The 21,182-nt window shown below is 43.4% G+C and carries 19 protein-coding genes; 12 read left to right on the forward strand and 7 right to left on the reverse strand.

The window, feature by feature from the left end:
* Window positions 1-30: 30 nt before the first annotated feature.
* The 5 genes from V7K50_RS06260 (at window position 31) to V7K50_RS06280 (ending at window position 3,551) form a co-directional block, all read left to right on the forward strand.
* On the forward strand, window positions 31-444 hold the full coding sequence (locus V7K50_RS06260) for a secondary thiamine-phosphate synthase enzyme YjbQ (RefSeq protein WP_334958211.1): 414 nt from the start codon (window positions 31-33) through the stop codon (window positions 442-444).
* Between the two features lie 114 nt (window positions 445-558).
* Window positions 559-1,308: a hypothetical protein gene (locus V7K50_RS06265; protein ID WP_334958213.1), complete on the forward strand. Its 750-nt coding sequence runs from the start codon at window positions 559-561 to the stop codon at window positions 1,306-1,308.
* 32 nt (window positions 1,309-1,340) lie between these two features.
* Entirely contained in the window at window positions 1,341-2,129 is a 789-nt protein-coding gene (locus V7K50_RS06270) for a Nif3-like dinuclear metal center hexameric protein (RefSeq protein WP_334958215.1), read from the forward strand.
* 293 nt (window positions 2,130-2,422) lie between these two features.
* Window positions 2,423-2,641 (forward strand): hypothetical protein, encoded by a 219-nt coding sequence (locus V7K50_RS06275; protein WP_334958217.1) that lies wholly within the window; start codon window positions 2,423-2,425, stop codon window positions 2,639-2,641.
* Between the two features lie 598 nt (window positions 2,642-3,239).
* Window positions 3,240-3,551, forward strand: coding sequence for a DUF6679 family protein (locus V7K50_RS06280; RefSeq protein WP_012408115.1), 312 nt, complete (start codon window positions 3,240-3,242; stop codon window positions 3,549-3,551).
* A gap of 151 nt (window positions 3,552-3,702) precedes the next feature.
* Here V7K50_RS06280 and V7K50_RS06285 read toward each other — a convergent pair whose 3' ends face one another.
* Window positions 3,703-5,349, reverse strand: coding sequence for an MBL fold metallo-hydrolase (locus V7K50_RS06285; protein ID WP_334958219.1), 1,647 nt, complete (start codon window positions 5,347-5,349; stop codon window positions 3,703-3,705).
* Between the two features lie 909 nt (window positions 5,350-6,258).
* Window positions 6,259-6,915 (reverse strand): hypothetical protein, encoded by a 657-nt coding sequence (locus V7K50_RS06290; protein WP_334958221.1) that lies wholly within the window; start codon window positions 6,913-6,915, stop codon window positions 6,259-6,261.
* 462 nt (window positions 6,916-7,377) lie between these two features.
* Between V7K50_RS06290 and rpsD the strand changes: the two genes are divergently transcribed.
* Window positions 7,378-7,986, forward strand: coding sequence for a 30S ribosomal protein S4 (gene rpsD / locus V7K50_RS06295; protein ID WP_334958223.1), 609 nt, complete (start codon window positions 7,378-7,380; stop codon window positions 7,984-7,986).
* 59 nt (window positions 7,987-8,045) lie between these two features.
* On the opposite strand, the gene moaA is transcribed toward rpsD, so the two are convergent.
* Window positions 8,046-9,032 (reverse strand): GTP 3',8-cyclase MoaA, encoded by a 987-nt coding sequence (moaA, locus tag V7K50_RS06300; RefSeq protein ID WP_334958225.1) that lies wholly within the window; start codon window positions 9,030-9,032, stop codon window positions 8,046-8,048.
* A 162-nt stretch (window positions 9,033-9,194) separates the two neighbouring features.
* Between moaA and V7K50_RS06305 the strand changes: the two genes are divergently transcribed.
* Complete coding sequence (locus V7K50_RS06305; RefSeq protein ID WP_334804773.1) at window positions 9,195-10,226, forward strand: hypothetical protein; 1,032 nt, start codon at window positions 9,195-9,197, stop codon at window positions 10,224-10,226.
* A 152-nt stretch (window positions 10,227-10,378) separates the two neighbouring features.
* Here the strand turns inward: V7K50_RS06305 and V7K50_RS06310 are convergent, their stop codons facing one another.
* From V7K50_RS06310 to V7K50_RS06320, 3 genes are all read right to left on the reverse strand, one after another.
* Entirely contained in the window at window positions 10,379-12,853 is a 2,475-nt protein-coding gene (locus tag V7K50_RS06310) for a two-partner secretion domain-containing protein (protein ID WP_334958227.1), read from the reverse strand.
* Window positions 12,854-13,499: 646 nt separating this feature from the next.
* The gene (locus V7K50_RS06315; RefSeq protein ID WP_334958229.1) at window positions 13,500-13,835 is read right to left on the reverse strand and encodes a hypothetical protein; all 336 of its coding nucleotides are present in this window, start codon (window positions 13,833-13,835) and stop codon (window positions 13,500-13,502) included.
* 541 nt (window positions 13,836-14,376) lie between these two features.
* Entirely contained in the window at window positions 14,377-15,204 is an 828-nt protein-coding gene (locus V7K50_RS06320; RefSeq protein ID WP_334958231.1) for a carbohydrate ABC transporter permease, read from the reverse strand.
* Between the two features lie 178 nt (window positions 15,205-15,382).
* On the opposite strand from V7K50_RS06320, the gene V7K50_RS06325 reads away from it, so the two are divergent.
* The 5 genes from V7K50_RS06325 (at window position 15,383) to folE (ending at window position 20,236) form a co-directional block, all read left to right on the forward strand.
* Entirely contained in the window at window positions 15,383-16,081 is a 699-nt protein-coding gene (locus V7K50_RS06325) for an aldehyde oxygenase (deformylating) (protein ID WP_334958233.1), read from the forward strand.
* A 117-nt stretch (window positions 16,082-16,198) separates the two neighbouring features.
* Window positions 16,199-17,218 carry a long-chain acyl-[acyl-carrier-protein] reductase gene (locus V7K50_RS06330; protein ID WP_334958235.1) on the forward strand — a complete coding sequence of 340 codons (1,020 nt, stop codon included), beginning with the start codon at window positions 16,199-16,201 and terminating at the stop codon, window positions 17,216-17,218.
* 143 nt (window positions 17,219-17,361) lie between these two features.
* A complete protein-coding gene (locus V7K50_RS06335; RefSeq protein WP_185586002.1) occupies window positions 17,362-18,342 on the forward strand; it encodes an acetyl-CoA carboxylase carboxyltransferase subunit alpha in 981 nt (326 codons plus the stop codon).
* A 353-nt stretch (window positions 18,343-18,695) separates the two neighbouring features.
* Window positions 18,696-19,421 (forward strand): SDR family oxidoreductase, encoded by a 726-nt coding sequence (locus tag V7K50_RS06340; RefSeq protein WP_334958237.1) that lies wholly within the window; start codon window positions 18,696-18,698, stop codon window positions 19,419-19,421.
* Between the two features lie 107 nt (window positions 19,422-19,528).
* A complete protein-coding gene (gene folE / locus V7K50_RS06345) occupies window positions 19,529-20,236 on the forward strand; it encodes a GTP cyclohydrolase I FolE (protein ID WP_334958239.1) in 708 nt (235 codons plus the stop codon).
* Window positions 20,237-20,441: 205 nt separating this feature from the next.
* Here folE and V7K50_RS06350 read toward each other — a convergent pair whose 3' ends face one another.
* Window positions 20,442-21,074, reverse strand: a complete 633-nt coding sequence (locus tag V7K50_RS06350; RefSeq protein ID WP_334958240.1) for a phosphoribosylanthranilate isomerase — start codon at window positions 21,072-21,074, stop codon at window positions 20,442-20,444.
* Window positions 21,075-21,182: the final 108 nt, after the last annotated feature.

Below are 21,182 nucleotides of genomic sequence, written 5' to 3' on the forward strand. Positions count from 1 at the left end.
TTTTACTGTCATCAATAATTACTGTTTTAAATGACTCACTACCAAAAGTTACTAAAAATTTCTACCACTGGCAAATCTTTTTACAACATCACTGCAAAAATTCAAGCCGCAGTTGCAGAATCGGGAGTTGAAACTGGTCTTTGTACTTTATTTTTACGCCATACTTCAGCTAGCTTAGTCATCCAAGAAAATGCTGATCCTGATGTTCTTGTGGATTTAGCTAACTTTATGGCAAAACTTGTTCCAGAATCAGGCAAATACATCCACGATGCAGAAGGAGCAGATGATATGCCGGCACACATTCGTACCGCACTCACCCACACTTCTGAACATATCCCCATTAATCGTGGTCATCTCGTACTGGGAACTTGGCAGGGAATTTATATTTGGGAACATCGGCAAAGTAGTCATTCTAGAGAATTGATTATTCACATATCTGGATAGATATTTCTCAAGTTTTATTTTTAAAAGTTAAGTTTATTTATAATTATTAAATGATCTACTAAATCCGATTTACACTAATATTTAGTGTAGGTTTTCTGGGGTATTTAGATTACTATGAAGCAAAAACTGACATCCACTCATACTTTTCAATTTATTGATGAGATCCTTAACCAGCAGTCTGTTAATTTATTGTCACTCAGTCCCCAAAAGACATTAATTACCAGCTTTGCAGAATTGGGAAATTTAATTGGTGAACAAAACACCGATGTTCAAGTTATCACAAGCATTCAACAAACTCTCGAAAGCATAGTTCGTACTCAGTTGCAAAACTTCCCAGAAAACATCTTCTGGGATTTTGATTTTTTTGTAAGTAGTATGCTGAGACAGGCTTTAATTGCAGATGAGGGCGCTGTTCCATTCTTAAAAGTTTTTGGTGAAAAGATGGTTTGTCTGACGAAGATGTTCGGAAATAAAACGGAAATGCGCTTCCGTTATGTTCATGATTTTATGTATGGATTTGACTGGGCAAGATGGGTACAAAAAGAGCCACAAAATCGCGCACATATAGAACCTTTTAGTCTAGTTTTTTTTGATTATTTGCTCGCTAAAGGTAAAGAACTTTTACAACGTATTAATCATGGTCAGGTTATATCTTATAAACTGTGTGAGACGGGCTACCGCAACCCCTTTACCTTTTCTCGTGAACCAGAAGATGAATACCGTCTGCTAACTTATCTTGCTGAAGAACAACTTATTCCAGTAGCAGCATGGAACTGGAATGCTAGCCCTGTATGGAACAAACCTTTCCAAGAAATGCGTCAGCAATTAGCATTAAAATTAGATATTCAACCACAGAGACACTGATTAGCAATTAAAAATTGCTGAAGAAAATAATTATGAAAATTGCCGATTTAATTACTTGGTTTGAAGTATGGGCAAATCCCGCTTGGTGTGAAAGCTGGGACAATTGTGGCTGGCAGATTGAGCCAGGAGTTTTACAAGAAAAAGCACGGGTTTTGGTGTGTTTGACACCAACTTTGGCGGTAATGCAGGAAGCGATCGCTCTTGATGCTAATCTGATATTTGCCCATCATCCTTTAATTTTTAATCCTCTCAAATCTTTACGCACTGGTGAAGCGATCGCCGAAATGGTAAGGTTAGCCTTTACCCAAAATATTGGTATTTACAGCGCCCACACCAATTTCGACCAAGTGCAGGATGGGACTGCTGACGTTTTGGCTCAGATTTTAGAACTCAAAGAAGTTACTCCCATAGTACCTACACAAGGAGGATTAGGATATGGTCGTGTTGGTTTGCTAGAGCCATTTCTGACATTACAGGAATTACTCGCCACCATTCAAACCCGACTTGCTCCCCCTAATTTGATTTTTTCCCCAAGTACTGATTTACAGCAAAAAATCTCACAAGTTGCCGTTTTGGGTGGTTCGGGGGCTAGTTACATCTCAGCCGTCGCCAAAACTGGTGCCCAAGCTTATCTGACTTCTGACTGTAAATTTCATCAATTTCAAGAAAGCCGCGACCGCAATCTCATTTTAATCGATGCTGGACATTACGCTACCGAACGCCCAGCTTGCGATCGCTTGGTGCAAAAATTCCAGTCCTTAAAACTAGATTGGGTGCAATTAAGTCAAAAGGATGAAGATTTCCGCCAGTTTTTTGCTTGATTGCCCATGTTTAACTATATTTTTTGGATGCTTGCCTAAAAGTTTTTTGACATCTTTAATATTGTTAAATCATCTAGCTTGTAAATATTAATACTGAATAATTTTGTATTTACTTATATAAGTATATTCCTGGATAGATGCACACATAGCTAATATATTGGTTGATTTGTGTGATAGAAATCACTAATATCGTGTAACTATAATCACATGATACTAACGTTCTATATCAATTAAAAGCAGAGAAAAATGTTCCACACTTGACATAATAAATTGTTTACCCTGCCCTAATCAAGATGATTCGCACACTCGTTGAATCTGCTTTCCAAACTGGATGTCTTAGTGTTGAATCTGAGGGTTTACTCCAGCAAGTGCTAGCCACTAAATGCTATCAGTCAGAGGATTTGCCAGACATCGCAGCCCTATACGATGCAGTTCGCGCAGGTAAAATTAAACGAGAAGCATCCTCGTCGAACGTGCTTATGGAATTTCCCCTACCCAATAAATCCTCTTAAGATTACCACAGCAGAAGCAGAGGCAAATTTCCTCATGGTCTTTCCCCTCTGCCTCTTTCCCTACTCCGTCAACTTTTTCTTAGTCATGAGCAGGCAAAAACCTTAAAAACTCAAAACTCTTTGGGTGTTGTTGCTGAAAACCATGAAGGTCAGCAAGAGAATGAGTTAAGATCAGATACAAGTGGGTAAAACTAAAGCCAAGTCCCCAGACTTCCCAGTAATGCCAATGACTAAAAGTAGGCAAGTTAAACAACCGCAATCAACGATTATTTTGGAGTATTCTTTATTACATAATGGTAAGAATGACTCAGCAACGAATATGAACCTGGTTAGGACAGGTACCGAATTGTTTGACTTCTATAAAGCAAACATTCCCTAGAACGAGCCGGAAGGAGATTAAGTTCATTGCGAGAGCAACGATTTATTGATCACCCAACATTTCCCGATATTTTGACAACTAGAAGTAAATCTTGGGATTGAGTAATGAAGCGTAGTTGTTCTGAACAGTGAAATTAACCTCTTAAAGGTGTAATGTAATGGGGTAGAACCCAGATTTTGACAGGTTTAACTACGTTGTTTAAAAAGGCAGAAACAATACATGCTACACCGCAAGATTTATCAACTGTGTTGCGATGGGCGCGAGGTATGTGTTTTCTTGCGGGACCAGCAACGCTGGATTGAACGCGCCCGCATCATAGACATAGAGGGAGATTTAGTGACCCTACGCTATGAAACAGAAGAAGAGGACGAAGTTTGTTCTTGGGAAGAAATGGTTCGCCTTGAGAGCATTGGTGCTGTAACCCAAAAATTGGCTTCAGTACCACGCGGGAATGTGGAACCTCTGATGACTGAAGATTGTCCCGAAGCAGAGCGCATCCACAACCGTTACACTGACTCGAATCCTGAATAATTAGTCATTGGTCATTGGTGAGCCAGCGCGGTTTTGGGGGTTTCCCCCATGAGCGACTGGCGTTCGCCCCTGGCGTACCGGAGGCATCACCCGTAAGGGTCATTAGTCATTAGTCATTAGTTAAAAATGACAAAGGGCATCGGACTGATGACTATTGACTATCATTTAGACCTTCAAAGGCAGGACAGTAACCTTCGAGAGTTACCTTAAAGTTATACAACGGGGAAGCTGGGTTCCAACACCTCTGCCCCCTTTGATGCCGGCAGGTACCACAACAGTCTACATCTGTCCATGTATAGCGATCGCTATTTTGGTTGAGCAGTTCTCGTTGAGACAATCCCCTTAATACTAATTCTTCCCCTTGCCAACGAGCTTCAATCAAACCAGTATCAGCAAATTGCCGCCAACGCGGATCAGCAGTAATCACATCAGCTAGGGTGATTGTGATTACTGTTCCCAACTCTGTCAGTTCCCCTTCGTAGTTAGTCTCTGGCGCTGCTGGTTGTAAAAACGTATCGCCGATCGGCAGTTCTACTAAAGTGTCAGCCGCCGGGGAATGTACATGGTAGCGGTTTTGCAACTCCTCTAAGCTAGTCAAGTCTGCCAAGTAAGCAGGCGAACCGTGGACAAAAATGACGTGCTGGGGACGCAAATTATGAATAAGCTGCGTAGTACCAGGTCCATCACTATGTTGAGCTAAGAGATAGCTTTCAACAGTAGTGGGTGCTAAATATTCTTTGTTAACTTTTATATCAATTTTTTCTGGTAGGAGAATCAGCCAAGGTCCAGTGTCTAATTGGCAATGTTCACCTAAATCAGATGTCGAGTCAGTGAGGACAATACAAGGTGACTTACCCACTGTGGGACGATGTTCTGATTGTAAACGACGCACGCGGGGACGCACCCGTTCATCCCAAAATAAGGGTTGATGGCGGGCGAAGTTCTGCACGGATGGAGGGAGATGGGGTAACAGTTCTAGATATGCATCACAGCCAGTGGCGACAGCACCATCTACCCAGATATCTAAATCTCGTCCGGTGAAGTGGTGATGCGATCGCAAAAGCATTAATAATTCTTGACCCAATCCTAAAGCCGGGGTGGGAAGGATTACAGAACAATGATCAGCGATGGCGCGATTAATTCGCTCGGCTAGTTGATTTTCTTGGTTGCGGCGGTGAGGATGACGGGATGTGCCATAACTACCTTCAATAATTAGCACATCCAAGTCTAAGCCCCGCAGTTCCTCTAAACGCAAACCTTCTACTAGCCGGGAGTTGGATAGAAAAAAGTCACCTGTATACAGTAGCTTGTAAGTACGCTGCTGGGTGGTGTAGGTAAGCAGAATTGCTACTGCCCCTGGTAGATGCCCTGCGGGAAATAATTCTGCCACTAGACCATCTTGCAATTCCACAGGCGATCGCAATGGCAAGGCATGGCAAAATTTAGAAATCTCCTCAGCGTCTTCGTCTAGCCAATTCAGAGGCAGTAACTTGCTAGTTACTTCACTACCATAAATAGGTAACTTGGGAAAAGCTTTATGCAGTGCCAGTAAACCTCTGGCGTGATCTGGGTGGGCGTGACTAATCAAAACTAAATCTGCTGGTAGCGACTTAGTAAGCCCCTTAGCCAGCGATGAAATATCCTCCAAACCACAATCTAACAGAATGCGGTGTGGTCCCATCTTCACCAATAAACACATGCCCTCATTGTCATGCTGGACACTATAGGGCAAACATTCTAATTCACTACTCGCTTCCGCAGCATCTACGCGAGAAGATGCCGACAGATTATTCCTCATGCTCTCCTCCCCTCAAACCTGATCATCATGGACATATCCCAAAAGCCAAAAGTTACAAAAATTTTGGTTTTGTGACTTAGGGGTAAGTTTTATCGTGCGCCCCTACACCCTGAGAATACAGATTTTTGACTGGGGAGGACGCCTCCACCGAACCCGCACTGGTTCGGAAAGGTGGGCTAATGAGAAGCAATCAAGCTAGGAGCCAAACTCCTTTAGCTCTTGTTTATTTTCCCTATGCAAGTTCTGAGCTATCTTAGCCAACTCACCCTACGGGAAGTCGCCCAAGTATCTACAGACTTATATCAATGTGCGGAACCATTACCGTGATAGTTATCTGAATCATAGAATCCATTTTTCGTGCCAAAAAATAAGCACGAAAGCGTAAAGATAACTGTTAATCCAGCTAGAATCAGCTTTACATCCATTTCTTTGCTGCCCTTACTTAAAGACTTTCTTATATTAATTTAGTGATTCTGCAATTAAGCGCAATCACTAGAAAATCTTTACTATGCTTATATGGATTGGGCAATAGGTAAATTTACCGCAATCAGTCAAATTGTAGAACCTTTCGGTTCACCTGTCCATATATCTAGACGAGGGAGGTGACTGATATGAGGGGGAAAGTTTTACCCACTTGACAAGATTCTATTTTTCTTAACTTGATACCAATGGTATCTTGCCCAACCTGATAAGGGACTGACAAGAAATAAATTATCCATTTTGTGGGGTGGACAACATGAGCGCTCTAAATCTGGGACAGGTGGGGACACCCATCCCACAAAAAATTTGGGATGTTTTTTTATTTGTCAGTCCCTAATGCAAGTTGTATACGTAACAGCTGAAATATGTAGCGGAAGTTTGTCTATCTTTAACAAGGGGCTTAAGCCCCTTGTCTAGTATCGCTTCAGATTAATTAGTGCGTGGCTGTGATGGAACAATCGGCTGCGTTGGCACAACCGGTTGCGTTGGAAATGGGGTAGTCTCGATACTTGGACTTGATCCCGCAGGAATTATAGTCGGCGGTGTAGAGGAAGATGAAGCACCGATTACGCTGTCACTAGCATCAATACAAGTATCCAAAACCTGGGTAGGAGGAAGGTCGATTTGACTACGCAAGCCAACCACACACTGACCAAAGCGCACAGGCAACAAACTACGACCACAATAATCTAAAGCTGCCGGATTAACTGCTTCCTTAGTACTTGAGCTAACGCCGACTACACAGGTGGCTAATTCTTCAGGGCGGCGGGCCTTGCCACAAGAAGAAAGCGCATCTGTGGCGGCAATTTGGGTCTGCTTCTCAATTTTAACCACGCAAGCAGCCAAATCTCTTGGATGCAGTGCCTTTGCACAACCTTGTGATGCCGCTTCTGCTGTGACACCCGCCTTCACAAGGCTACCCGCACAGACACTATAATCATTACTGTAGGACGCAGCAACTGCCACATTCGGGAAGATTGTTGTCAACCATCCAGCTACAGCCAAAATTGGTACTGTTAAAATCCTGGATGTCGAACTGCCTTGTTTGTTCTTACCTTTATTAACCACTTTTTTGCTCATTGACATTGCCATTCTCCAAACACCCAAAGTTATGCTAACTCAAATCTCTTAAAAATCCTCTGTAATCAAAGAATTTCGGCGGTAGTAAAGTGTAGATATAATTAGTTATGTCGAAAATTGTGTTAATATAACTGTTTGAAAGATAAGTAGGCAACGTAAAAAGTATTTCAGAGTAAGAATACTGCGTAAACCAATCTGATGATTGAGTAGCCTACGAAACTAAATAAACACAAAAAACTTATTGGCAGGAGTACGGCGGGGCACGTCGGAATTCAAGCTTGGAAGCCAGTGCGTCGGCTCTACCGACTTAAAACAACTGGCGCAGAAGTTGATGCCTCTACATTGGTATGATACGTCATACCAAGGTAAGCAGCCTCACAAAACCAAGAATCCTCTGATTGATCATCAGGTGAATGTCAAAATGGAATGTCTGTGTAAAGTTTAAACAGGATTAGATTAAGGAAACTCATGTCCCGATATAGAGGACCACGCCTCAGAATTGTCCGTCGCTTGGGCGACTTACCAGGATTGACTCGTAAAAGCGCTAGACGCGCTTACCCGCCTGGTATGCATGGTCAGAACCGCAAGAAGCGCTCTGAGTATGCTATCCGTCTAGAAGAAAAGCAAAAGCTCCGCTTCAACTACGGTTTGACTGAAAAGCAATTGCTCCGCTATGTGCGGAAAGCCAGACGTGTTACTGGTTCTACCGGACAAGTGCTGCTGCAATTGCTAGAAATGCGCTTGGATAATACGGTTTTCCGCTTGGGTATAGCCCCAACTATTCCATCCGCTCGTCAACTGGTAAATCACGGTCACGTAACTGTTAACGGTCGTGTGGTAAACATTGCCAGCTATCAATGCCGTCCTGGTGAAGTAATTGCGGTCAGAGATCGGGCACAATCCCGGAAGTTGGTGGAAGCTAACTTGCAATATCCCGGTTTGGCAAACCTCCCCAGTCATCTGGAGTTTGACAAAAATAAGTTGGTTGGCAAAGTCAACAGCGTTATTGAACGCGAATGGGTGGCACTACAAGTTAATGAACTGCTTGTGGTGGAATACTACTCACGACAAGCGTAATAGTCATTTGTCCTTAGTCATTTGTCCCTAGTTATTTGCCAAGGACAAATGACCAATGATTATCCGCCAATTTGCGACATGGTGCGGGTATATGCACCTGAAATCCCAGAATCGCGCCCTTTAAAGTTAATTTCTGGTTTGATTCCGAGTAAATGTCTGACCTGTTCTTGTAATTGAGCGGTGCTGACACCAGAACGTAGGGCAGTTTTTAAATCTATTTGACCAGTTTCATTCAATAAACAGGGACGCAGCCAGCCATCAGCACTCAGGCGCATCCGGTTACAACGATCGCAAAAACATTCCGACATTTGACTAATAAATCCTAGTGTCCCCTTCGCACCGGGAATTTGAAAAACATCAGCAGGACCAGCACCACAAACTTGAGATTCTGTCAAGCCCCAGCGATCGCGAATTTGTTGCCGTAAATCGGCTGAAGATACCCAACCGCGATCGCCAAACAAATGCACATTACCAATAGGCATAAATTCAATAAATCTAACGTGCCATTGTTTGTCAATTGTGAGGGCGGCTAAATCGAGAATTTCGTGGTCATTAACGCCAGGAATCACCACCACATTCAGCTTCAGAGGGTTGAATCCGACGTGATAGGCAGCTTGTATGCCATGCCAAACTTGTTGCCAACGAGAACGCCCTTGATTACCAATAATTTGATCAAAAATGTCAGGATCAAGAGAGTCCAGACTAATATTAATTCGTCGCAGCCCAGCATTGTAGAGGTTTTGTGCCATCGGAGCCAGCAAAAAACCGTTCGTGGTCATTGAGATATCTTGAGTTTGGGGGAGAGTTGCGATCGCGCCTACCAAATCTACTACATGGGGACGCAATAAGGGTTCACCCCCAGTCAAGCGAAATCGGGTAAAGCCGACTGGAATAAATACTTCTCGAATTAAAGTGAGTAGTTCCTGATCACTCAACAACATTTGCTTGAGAATATAGTCCAGTTCTACTCCCTCTGGCATACAGTACTGACAACGAAAATTGCAGCGATCGATTAAGCTAATGCGGAGGTAGTCTACCTGGTTCATCGTTTTATTTTTATTCTCTCTGATTAATTAAAGACTTTACAAAGGTGGTTTACCCCTCCCTACTATATTTGTTGTAACTCAAAATACCGTACTCCCCCTTAAGTGGGAGTCCACAGATTGTGGCATAATAAGCCGATCGCATCCACTCGTTAGTCATCAATCGTGCAAGACACCGACTCCATCAACGACCTTGCTGCTGCTCTACTACAGCCAGCAGATATCAGCTTTGAACTGCCCGATCCAGAAGATGAACAGATTCTAGAGTCAGATTTTCAACAGCAGCTAGAAATAGCTTGGCAGGTATGCGATCGCTTTGATTTGCAAACTGAAATCTGGCGGGGGCGAATCTTACGCGCTATCCGCGACAGAGAGAAAGTCGGTGGTGACGGACGTGGTACTGGCTTTTTGCGATGGCTAAAAGAGCGGGAAATCAGCAAAAGTCAAGCATACTCCTGGATTCAACTGGCCAATAGTGCCGATAGTCTGATTGAAGACGGTAAACTTGACCCCGGATCTGTGAACAACTTCAGCAAACGGGCATTTGTCGAAACCTCCAAAGCTTCTCCAGAAGTGCAACAGATGGTGAGTGAAGCCGCCCAAAAAGGCGATCGCATCACCAGGCGCGAAGTCCGTCAACTCAGTGATGAATGGACAGCCATGTCCTCAGATTTATTACCCGAAGCAGTTAAAGAAAAAGCCGCAGATAACACCCTTCCCCCACGCTACATCGCCCCATTGGTGAAGGAAATGGAAAAACTGCCAGAATCGCATCAAAAGTTTATCCAAAAGGAAATAGCTGCCAATCCTGATGTGGATACATTGAAACAGGTAACTACCGAAGCGCGTAACTTGGCGAAATATCTCAAAGGGGCGGCTCAAGTTCAGGCGCTAACGCAGGAAGATGTTGATATTGAAACAGCCTTAGAAGAAGCGCAAAGAGTCGGCTGTTTGAGCATTGCGGCTGATTTGGTCAATCAAGCATCGCAAATCGAACAAACCATCGCTAAATTGTACATGACTTGGAAACGGATCGGTAATTTAGCAGATCGATTATATGTGGATACTGGCGCAAGTACACCCAACTTGCGATCGCTCCTCACTTGCTTGGAACCTCTGGGTGGTGAAATTATGGAATTGAAACTTAGTGGTGCAACTGAACACACTATTCGTTTGCAAATTCAGGAGACGAGTTAGGAGGTGGGGAGTTTGGAGAGACGCGATTAATCGCGTCTGTTAGTCTACACAGGCAAAACCTATCTTTGTGGGTTTCAAACCTCAATTTTTCATGATTTCCGTGGAGGCGGACTTTGCTTGTGTAGCCGCGAATGGAATTCGCTGCTCAAATTCTAATGAGCAGCGCAAGATGTAGCGGTGAGCGAGGAGTTATGGGGCGAAGCAGTGGGTACTTGAGCAACCAGAACTACATTCCCATTGGCATCTATAACCCACCCTTGGGCTTCTACAATTTGAGTAGGTTCATTGACAGAATTAACTTTCTGTGATTTTTCTTCTGTGTTTCGCTGTGCCTGAGCAAGCGCTCTTTTCTGAATACCGCCAGCACGATTCTGACTCTCTGGAGAGAGTGTGATCCAATCTGCCAGCACCGCATCTTCAGCTATCAATGGCTGCGTGGGATCTGCTACTAGTCCTCCACGCCCAGTGGTAATAAATGAACTTCTTGCTATTTTTCCACCAGAACTACAACTAGCAACAATTTGCTGCGAAGCGTCAACCACATTTGCGGGCAATGCCACTAATCCTTTACTAGGGTCAGCATCTGGTGAGTTGATTCGTACAGTGCCATTTAATGAAGGGTTTTGCTGAGAAAATGCCGTGATGTCACTTGTTGGCAGGTTATTCGGATTGATTTCGCCTGTTAGATCAAGCTTTTCTACATCTGCACGAGTGCGAGGCACAAACCCAAAAATGTTCTTAGCGGTAATTGTGATTTTACCACCAGAGCCAAAGTTGGCGTTGGCAGTAATATCGTTATTTTCGAGGGGAGTGGCAACAAGGAAGCCATTAGGTGCATTGATGGTAATATTACCGCCAGTATTATCACCACCGGCATTAGTAGATACTTGACTGTTGTGGCGCATCATTAATAAGTCCCGCACCTGTAGCGTAATATCCCCGCCTTCACCTGACTGACTATTAGATGTGAGTGTTCCTTTGTCTAGAAGTATAGAGCCAGTGCTTATATTCAGTTCACCTGCTTTCCCTAAATTGGGTACACCCCCTTGATACTTGACATCCTTTTGAACTTCACTACTCACACTTATTGCAGCTCCATCTCGGACAATCAATTGCCCCGTTGTGATCTCCAAATTTCCAGCAGAACCAGAACCAGTAGTTAAAGCAGACAAGCTACTAAGGGTATTACCGTCTGGTGAAGTTCCAGTTAATTCTATGGACTTGGAGGCGTTCACAGTCAAATTCCCTCCTTGTCCCGTAGCGGGTTTAAATAGGTTCTCAACCATAAGTCCAGCAGACTGTGTTGATACCTGTGCCCCTTGCTGGATACTTAACCTCTGAGTATTAATCGTGATGTTACCAGCATTTCCCACATCATAAGTTGCGCTAAACAATCCGCTACTTATAAAACCACCATTGGGGAAAAAAGTGGAGACTGGAAAGGATAAACCACCGATTAGTTCCACAGAATCAGAGGCGTTCACGGTCAATTGTGCCAGCGAATCGGAGAGAGAGGTATCAAGCAATACTTGTGCCCCATTACTGACAATCAACTTGCTAGTGTTGATAGTTAAGTTTCCAGCACCTCCTTGACGATCAATCCCAACCCTCAAAGGAGTACCACCGATTAGTTCTACAGTATCTGAGGCAGTAACCGTCAAATTTGCTGCTAGTTCCGCGCTTAGGCTATTAGCAAAAAGCTGTGAATAACCAGTTAACAACACGCGCCTGCCTTCCACCAGAATATTAGCTCCACCCCCGCCACTGACATCTACATAAGAAGGGATTTCATCTCGCGAAATTATTTGGATATCCTGGAAATTTTTTACACTTTCGTATCCCAAGTCCCAACCTTGGTCTATTTGCTTCATGTTAACCAGACTATTCAGAGCAACACTTCCTAACTCTATTCGTCCTCCCTCTGCTGTTAAATTTCCTCCCTCCAGCACCAGATCGCCGCCTACAAGTGCTAAGGTTTTATCTGGCTTCACTTGTAAACCAACAGGCGCTTGCAAGGCATTGATTGCGCCAACTGGACTTGCTTGGGATTGATTGCGGATGGTTCCTGGTGTAGCTCCAAATTGTAAGCCAACGGGAACACTGACTGTCAGAAGGGGTGTGGTTTGGGGATCTGTGGCACTAAATTTAGTACCGTCGGCAAAGTTCAGACTACTCGCCGTACTTGCCACAAATGAACCGCCGATGTTTAAAGAAGCATTGGGACCAAAAACAATCCCGTTGGAATTAATTAGAAAGAGGTTGGCTGCATAGTTGGCTCGAAGTATGCCATTAATATTAGAAATAGACTTGCCCGTTACGCGGGCGACGATGTTATCAATATTTCCCCCATTGTTAAAGTAGGCTGTATTGCCAGCGAGAACAGAAAACTGTTCAAAACTGTGAAATAAGTTTCTACCATAAATTGCCCCACCATCAATTTGGTCAGTAGGTTGACCATTAATCAGCTTGCGTGTAACGATTGAACTGTTACTTCCGAGAGTGACATCCTCTTTAATCTCTTTAGTCTGTGCAAAGGCACAATACTCAGATAAGACCAATGTTCCAGTAATTGCTAAAGAACTCATTAGACTTAATTGCCAGCACCAAACTCTGCTGTTTTGAGACATAATAAAATTTGCACCTGAGAAAGAATGATTTAGTAGTGAAATACTGTTGATTAATTATAAGACTAGCCCTTTCAAGGTGACAAACGAAGATACGTTGTTTTAGTGTGATCATCATGAGTTATCCGCTCAGATTTTGGGCTTTTTGAAGATTGAAATAACCAATCTTGGTTCCAAATTTCACCACCTTGAAAGGGCTAATTATAAGACTTAGGCATTGACAGAAAATACGAAATATGTGCGGTGTAAAAGACCCTATCTGCGTTGTAGGGGTTTAGCAATGCTAAACCCCTACAACGCAGATATATTTACTATCAAAGTAATGATGAATCAAAGCCGGAAACGATCTACTTTGATCAAAGCAAACCATCATTAATTTGTCTAGTGCGTAAATCTAAATTATTAAAACCAATGATCGGGCAACGTGATCTCTATAGCCTAGCTAATAAGTGAATAATTAGCATTTTCTTACTCACTAGAGAAGCTCTGCTAGGAGGATGAGTGATACAAGTATTGAAGATAGTGAGGTAGCAGACAAGGGGTTCACTGTCACAATTTCACTAGCATTGTTGACTGTTGCAAAATTGTTTATGAAAATTATCTGCCTTGCTTACCCTCACCAGCATCACTAGATGGGAGTTAGTTATATCTAATTTACCCAGCAGCCACCAGGATGGCCAGGTACTGGGCAAGGGTTACAAAAAACACTTGCTGAAACTGTTATAAAGGTTGTTTTTTCTTCTTGAATTGCTTGCGAAAAATTATTGGCTTGCTGATTATCATCAGCATCACTAACTTGGATTTGAGTTGAATCGAGCAAGCACTGAACTTTTAAAATATTTTGTCCTGATATGCCGTGTTTTTTGAGTAGTTCGCCGAAATTAGAGTTATTGAGAATGTTAGTTAATTCGTTCTTAATTTCGTCTTCTAACTGTTGTAATGTTTGAGCATCTATAACTGTTGGCTGTAGTGTTTGAGATTCCATGAATTTTGCTCTCCTTGTAGACTGGTAAATGTGTGAACTTATCTTGTGATGTACTAATTTAAGCTAACTTCCATTAGTACAGTTTGGTAACTAAGGAATCAAGGATACAGAGTTGAGAGTGGCACGACAGCATTAGGTTTCTAAAGCTCTTGCGAACTCCCATAATTATGACTTCAGCTTGGCTAGTTATAATTACGCATTGTGTAACAAAACTTCATATATTTATGCTGGATTTGCTGAAAGCATTCATGAATCTAGCTTACTGATCGGTTCATACTCTGCTTACGGTTTGGATAAGCCAACAGGTTAAAACCTTACAGCAGATTGCGCTCTAATCGAATACACGTAGAGACGTAGCACTGCTACGTCTCTACAAGGTTTTGGGTTTTAGATATGTACTTGATTTATCTGAAATCTGCTGTAATATTACCTAGTTCATGTTTCTCATGCAGACAGAAAATCAAATCTGTCGTTATGACACAATTTGTTGTCGTTAATTCCTCGTACTTGATCAAAATCTCAAATTCGGACAGCTTCTCCACTAATTCTTAATTCCCGTCGCAGCAATACCCTGAATAAACTGACGCTGACCGATGAGAAATAATACCATCACTGGAACTGTTGTTATAGTCACCGCCGCCATCATCAAAGGCCAATTATTCGTAAATTGCTCTTGAAACTCAGCCAACGCCAGTTGTACTGTCCTTAATTCCGGTCGGGTGGTAAACACCAAAGGCTTAAACAAATCATTCCACTCGCCGATGAAGGTGAATAAAAACAGCGTCACCAACGCCGGACGGGCTAAAGGTAACATCACCCGCCACAAAATTTGCAGTCGGTTCGCCCCATCTATCGCTGCGGCTTCCTCTAACTCTACGGGAATTGTCTGGAAATACTGACGTAACAAGAAAATCCCAAATCCGTTAACCGCAGTGGGTAAAATGAGCGCCCAGTATGTATTTATCAGGTGTCCCCACTTCAAAACCAAAAAGATGGGAATCACCAATAACTGAAAGGGAATCACTAAGGTTGCTAAAACGACTAATAGCAGTGCTTGGCGTCCGCGAAACTTCAGCCGTGCGAGGGCGTAACCCGCCAAAGCCGAAGTGACAACCTGAAACGCCGTCACAGCGATCGCTACCAAGGTAGAATTAGCAAACGCTAGCAAAAACCTTCCCTGTTGCCATGCAACGCGGTAATTAGCTAAAGACCAGTTATTTTTGAACAAACTTTCTGGGCTGGCGGCGGTTGGTGCAAAGGAGGTAAGAAACACCACAAACAAGGGTAGTAGAACGATAAATGCCCCTAGCAGTAAGACTACTAGGCTCAAAAAATCGCCAGATTTCAGATTCGGGTTTGGTTTAGACATAACTTAAGCTGCAAAGCATTTGTTTCGCTAGGACTAGAGCATCGCCCCCACCAACAGTTAATCTATAAATATAATTACTTGTTAAGTTAAATTAAACCACAGTGATTGTTACCCTCAGTTCATAGGGTAAATTGAATCCTAGTGTCAAATAATTCCGGTTTAGAGGAGTAAACATACCATGCAGCAGCTTACAGACGAAGTTAAAGAATTAGATTTCCAGAGCGAAACGTACAAAGATGCTTATAGCCGGATTAATGCCATCGTGATTGAAGGGGAACAAGAAGCCTATGAGAATTACATCACACTAGGCCAACTGCTGCCAGAATCTCATGATGAATTAATTCGCCTCTCCAAGATGGAAAGCCGCCACAAGAAAGGATTTGAAGCTTGTGGGCGCAATCTGAAAGTCACCCCAGATTTGGAATTTGCCAAAGAGTTTTTCTCTGGACTACACCAAAATTTCCAAACAGCCGCCGCAGAAGGCAAGGTAGTTACTTGTCTGTTGATTCAGTCTTTGATTATTGAATGTTTTGCGATCGCAGCATATAACATTTACATCCCCGTCGCCGACGATTTCGCCCGCAAAATTACCGAAGGAGTAGTAAAAGAAGAATATAGCCACCTCAGCTTTGGAGAAGTGTGGTTGAAAGAACACTTTACAGAATCGAAAGCTGAACTTGAACTTGCAAACCGCCAGAACCTACCCATAGTCTGGAAAATGCTCAACAAAGTAGAGGGTGATGCCCACACAATGGCAATGGAAAAAGATGCTTTGGTAGAAGACTTTATGATTCAGTACGGTGAAGCATTGAGTAACATTGGTTTTACAACTCGCGATATTATGCGCTTATCAGCCTACGGACTCATAGCCGCTTAAAACAGTTAGGAGTGAGAAATTATGAGCCTTACTCTTAACTCCTAACTCCTAACTCCCAACTCCTAACTCTACAAAATTTCCACGCGCTCAAGACAGCATAAGCCTAATAATCACTACATGTTTGGTCTAATTGGACATCTGACTAGTTTAGAACACGCTCAAGCGGTAGCTCAAGAATTGGGATACCCAGAATATGCCGCTCAAGGGCTAGACTTTTGGTGCAGCGCCCCGCCGCTAATTGTTGAGACTTTTATGGTCACCAGTGTAACTGGGCAAAAAATTGAAGGACGGTATGTAGAATCTTGCTTTTTGCCAGAGATGTTGGCTACTAGGCGCATCAAAGCCGCAACACGCAAAGTCCTTAATGCCATGGCCGTTGCACAAAAGCAAGGTATTAACATCACAGCTTTAGGCGGATTTTCCTCAATTATTTTTGAAAACTTTAAGTTAGAGCAGTTTAGCCAAGTCCGCAACATTAAACTAGAGTTTGAGCGCTTCACCACCGGAAACACACATACTGCCTACATTATTTGTAAGCAGGTGGAAGAAGCATCAAAACAACTGGGAATTGAAATGTCAAAGGCGACTGTTGCTATATGTGGGGCAACTGGAGATATTGGTAGTGCAGTTACACGCTGGCTAGATGCGAAAACAGATGTCAAAGAACTACTGCTGATCGCCCGTAATCAAGAACGTCTGAAAGAATTGCAAGACGAAATAGGACGGGGAAAAATCATGGGTTTGACAGAAGCACTGCCCCAAGCTGATATTGTAGTTTGGGTTGCCAGTATGCCCAAAGGCGTGGAAATCGACCCTACCACTTTGAAACAACCCTGTTTGTTGATTGATGGTGGCTATCCGAAAAACTTAGCGACAAAAGTTCAGCATCCTGGTGTATACGTGTTAAATGGTGGGATTGTAGAGCATTCCCTGGATATTGACTGGAAAATTATGAAAATCGTCAATATGGACGTACCAGGCCGCCAGTTGTTTGCTTGTTTTGCCGAATCAATGCTGCTGGAATTTGAGAAGTTATACACGAACTTTTCGTGGGGACGGAATCAGATTACCGTAGACAAAATGGAGCAGATTGGTCGAGTATCAGTAAAACATGGATTTAGACCACTGCTGGTTTAAGAGTTAAGAGTTAAGAGTTAGGAGTTAAAAGTTAAGAGTTAAGAGTTAATAACTTTTATAAGTCCACCCCTCCTCACTCCTAACTCCTAACTCCTCACTCCTAACTCTCAAAAACCTATAACTCGTAACTTATAACCCCTACGATGGCAACTACTGAGCGTAAACCGCTACTGTTAGATTTTGAAAAACCCCTAGCAGAACTCGCAACCCGAATTGATCAAATTCGGCAACTTGCAGAAGAAAATGGCGTCGATGTTTCTGGTCAAATTCGTCAACTAGAAGCACGCGCTATGCAACTACGTGAGGAAATTTTCACTAGTCTATCCCCGTCTCAGCGATTGCAAGTCGCTCGTCATCCACGTCGCCCCAGTACTCTCGATTACATTCAGGCTATTAGTGATGAATGGATGGAATTGCATGGCGATCGCTGTGGCGGTGACGATCCGGCTTTAGTTGGTGGTGTTGGTCGTCTGAGTGGGCAACCTGTGGTGATGTTGGGTCATCAAAAAGGCCGCGATACTAAAGACAATATTGCCCGTAACTTTGGAATGCCTTACCCTGGTGGCTACCGCAAAGCAATGCGGTTAATGGAACACGCCAACAAGTTTAGTATGCCCATACTAACTTTTATCGACACACCAGGAGCTTGGTCTGGGGTAGAAGCAGAACACCAAGGTCAAGGAGAAGCGATCGCTTACAACTTGCGGGAAATGTTCTGTTTAGATGTGCCAATTATCTGCACAGTCATTGGTGAAGGTGGTTCCGGTGGCGCACTCGGTATTGGCGTGGGCGATCGCCTACTCATGTTTGAACACTCCGTTTATACTGTCGCCACTCCCGAAGCCTGTGCCGCCATTTTATGGAAAGATGCTGGTAAAGCTCCTCAAGCCGCCGTTGCTCTGAAAATTATTTCCCACGACCTGAAAAAATTGGGAATTATCGACCAAATACTGCCTGAACCCACTGGTGGCGCTCATTCCGACCCTTTAAAAGCCGCCACCACACTCAAGCAAGTGCTGCTAGAAAATTTGGACGAACTCAATCGTTTAACCGCTCCAGAACGCCGCCAACTGCGCTATGAAAAATTCCGCAAAATTGGTGTTTTTACAGAAGTTGCCCACTAACAGCACTTCAGAATGATTGATTAGCAAAGCAGCAATGCTATAATTGCCTATGTGCTTAAAGATTTTTAACAATCTAGCCATAGGCATTTGCGTATTTGGTAAATCTACTCAATTTGATTGAGTTGGTTTTGTATTTTCGAGTAATCCAACTTGAGGTAAGGCGTGGTTTTCCAGGCGATGATTTGTTGTCTTCACTGGCAAAACCCACAATATACCTAATATTGCATTGCATCATAGCATTTGCTTAATGAAAATCATCAGATTTTTAGATTCCTTTAATATATCGAAACCGAGAAGTGTGAATAATTAGATGCTAATAGGCTTTAGGAACTGCCAAAAAATTGGGAAACACCATGAGTGTTGAGCAAAAACGACGCGCCCTGATTACTGGGGCAAGTAGTGGAATTGGAAAAGCAACGGCTTTAGCTTTTGCAAAGGCGGGAATAGATGTCGCCTTAGTCAGCCGTTCTTTGGATAAATTGGAGGCCGTTGCAGAAGCTCTACAGCATACTGGGGTGGAAGCAAAAGCTTACGCTGTAGATTTAGCGCGGCTGTGTGAAGTCAAAGAAAAGATCCAAGCGATCGCTCTTGACTTTGGGGATATAGACATTCTGGTAAACAATGCTGGCATCGCCTATACAGCCACTTTGAGCGAAACTCCCCTAGAAGGCTGGCAGCAGGTAATTGATTTGAATCTTACCAGCGTGTTTCAGTGCATTGTGGGGATTTTACCTTCAATGCGCGATCGGGGCACAGGCACAATTATCAACGTCGCCTCAATTGCCGCCAAGCAACCCTTTCCTGGTTGGGGAGCATACAGCGTCAGCAAAGCTGGTTTGATAGCCCTCTCTCAAACCCTGGCACAAGAAGAACGCACCCACGGCATTCGTGTCACAGCTATCTGTCCCGGCGCAGTTAACACCGAACTTTGGGATACAGAAACAGTTCATGTCAACTTAGACCGTTCCAAAATGTTAACCCCGGAAATTGTGGCTCAGTCAATTCTTTACACAGTTCTGTTACCACAACAGGCAGTTATTGATGAATTGACCTTGATGCCTAGCGCTGGCGCACTCTAATTGCGAAGTTAGAAGTTAAGAGTTACGAGTTAGGAATTATAATTTTTAACTCCTAACTCTTAACTCATAACTCATAACTAAATTAAAACCATAACCAAGACTGAATCATGACTATTGCTAGTTCCAACGGTTCCAATAGCTCTCAATCGCCTCTGATTCCCGACTTAGCAGAAGCCATAATTCCTAGACCAGATCGCAATACTCATAACGGGCGACAAGCGGATGTGTTACCGCCAACAGAGGAACAGATGGAGGAAATGAAGGAGGCCGTGCGGACACTAATATTGGGCATTGGTGAAGATCCCGAACGCGAAGGACTCCTCAAAACACCCAAGCGAGTGGCCGAGTCCATGCGGTTTCTTACCAGTGGCTACAACCAATCCCTTGAAGAACTGGTTAACGATGCCATCTTTGATGAAGGGCATAACGAGATGGTACTAGTTAGAGATATTAATTTCTTTAGTATGTGCGAACACCATATACTGCCATTTATGGGTAGGGCACACGTTGCTTATATCCCCAACCAAAAAGTTGTAGGACTGAGTAAGCTAGCCCGCATTGTTGAGATGTATTCCCGACGTTTGCAAGTACAGGAGAGGTTAACCCGCCAAATTGCCGAAGCAATTCAGACCATTTTGGAACCTCAAGGTGTCGCCGTAGTTATGGAAGCTAGCCACATGTGTATGGTGATGCGGGGCGTGCAGAAACCAGGTTCTTGGACTGTCACTAGCGCAATGGTTGGTGCGTTCCAAGAAGATCACAAAACCCGCGAAGAATTTTTTAACTTGATTCGCCATCAAGGGGCGTTCTTTTAAGAAGTGGGGCGTGGGGCATTGGGCACTTGTACTGAGTTTCGACACTTCGGCTACGCTCAGTGCATCGCTACGCTCAACTACCGCGTTCGCGTAGCGTCTCGTAGAGAAGTCGTTGGCGCAGCTTCTCCAAGAGTTGTATTGGGCATTGGGCATTGTTTGTTATTCTTCTCCTGCTCCCCCTGCCCCCCTGCTCCTCCTGCCTCCCCTACTCCCTACTGCCTAATTTCTCAAACAACTTAGCTACTTTATCTAAATCCTTATCTCCAGGTGAGCGTTCTACGCCACTAGATAAATCAATGCCGCTAGGATTAACCTGATTCAGGGCTTCTACAATATTGTCTGCTGTTAATCCCCCAGCTAAAAACCAAGGGCAACTAGGGCTAAATTGTTCTAGCATCGTCCAATCTAAGGTTTTGCCTGTACCACCCAACTGTTGCGGATGGTAAGCGTCAAGTAGTAAAGTATCTACGTATTTTGTGTAATCATCTGCTGTGGCAAGATACTCAAGACTGCGAATTCTTAATGCTCTAATAATTTCGACATTGGGTAAAGCTTGACGTAATTGGTAGCAAAAATCTGGTGATTCATCTCCGTGTAACTGGACGCCAGTCAACCCAGAATCAGCAACTATCTGGCAGATTTCAGGGATGCTGGCGTTGGCAAAAACACCAATTGTGTCAATATTTGCCGGGAGTTCTGCCACCGCAGCGCGAATTTGCAATGCGGTAATGTAGCGATTTGAGTTTGGTACACAAATAAATCCTAGTGCCGTTGCGCCTAGAGAGGCGATCGCTATAGACTGCTGTGGTTGGGTGATGCCGCAAATCTTAACGCGCATAAATATTTAACAAATTTAAAATAATCATCAAAAAACTCTAAACTATCTAAAAAACTTTTGGGCCTAGTAATTTTATAATCTTGTAGGTCTACATTAACTTTTCCATTT

This window comes from Nostoc sp., from assembly GCF_036917135.1.
GTDB lineage: Bacteria > Cyanobacteriota > Cyanobacteriia > Cyanobacteriales > Nostocaceae > Nostoc.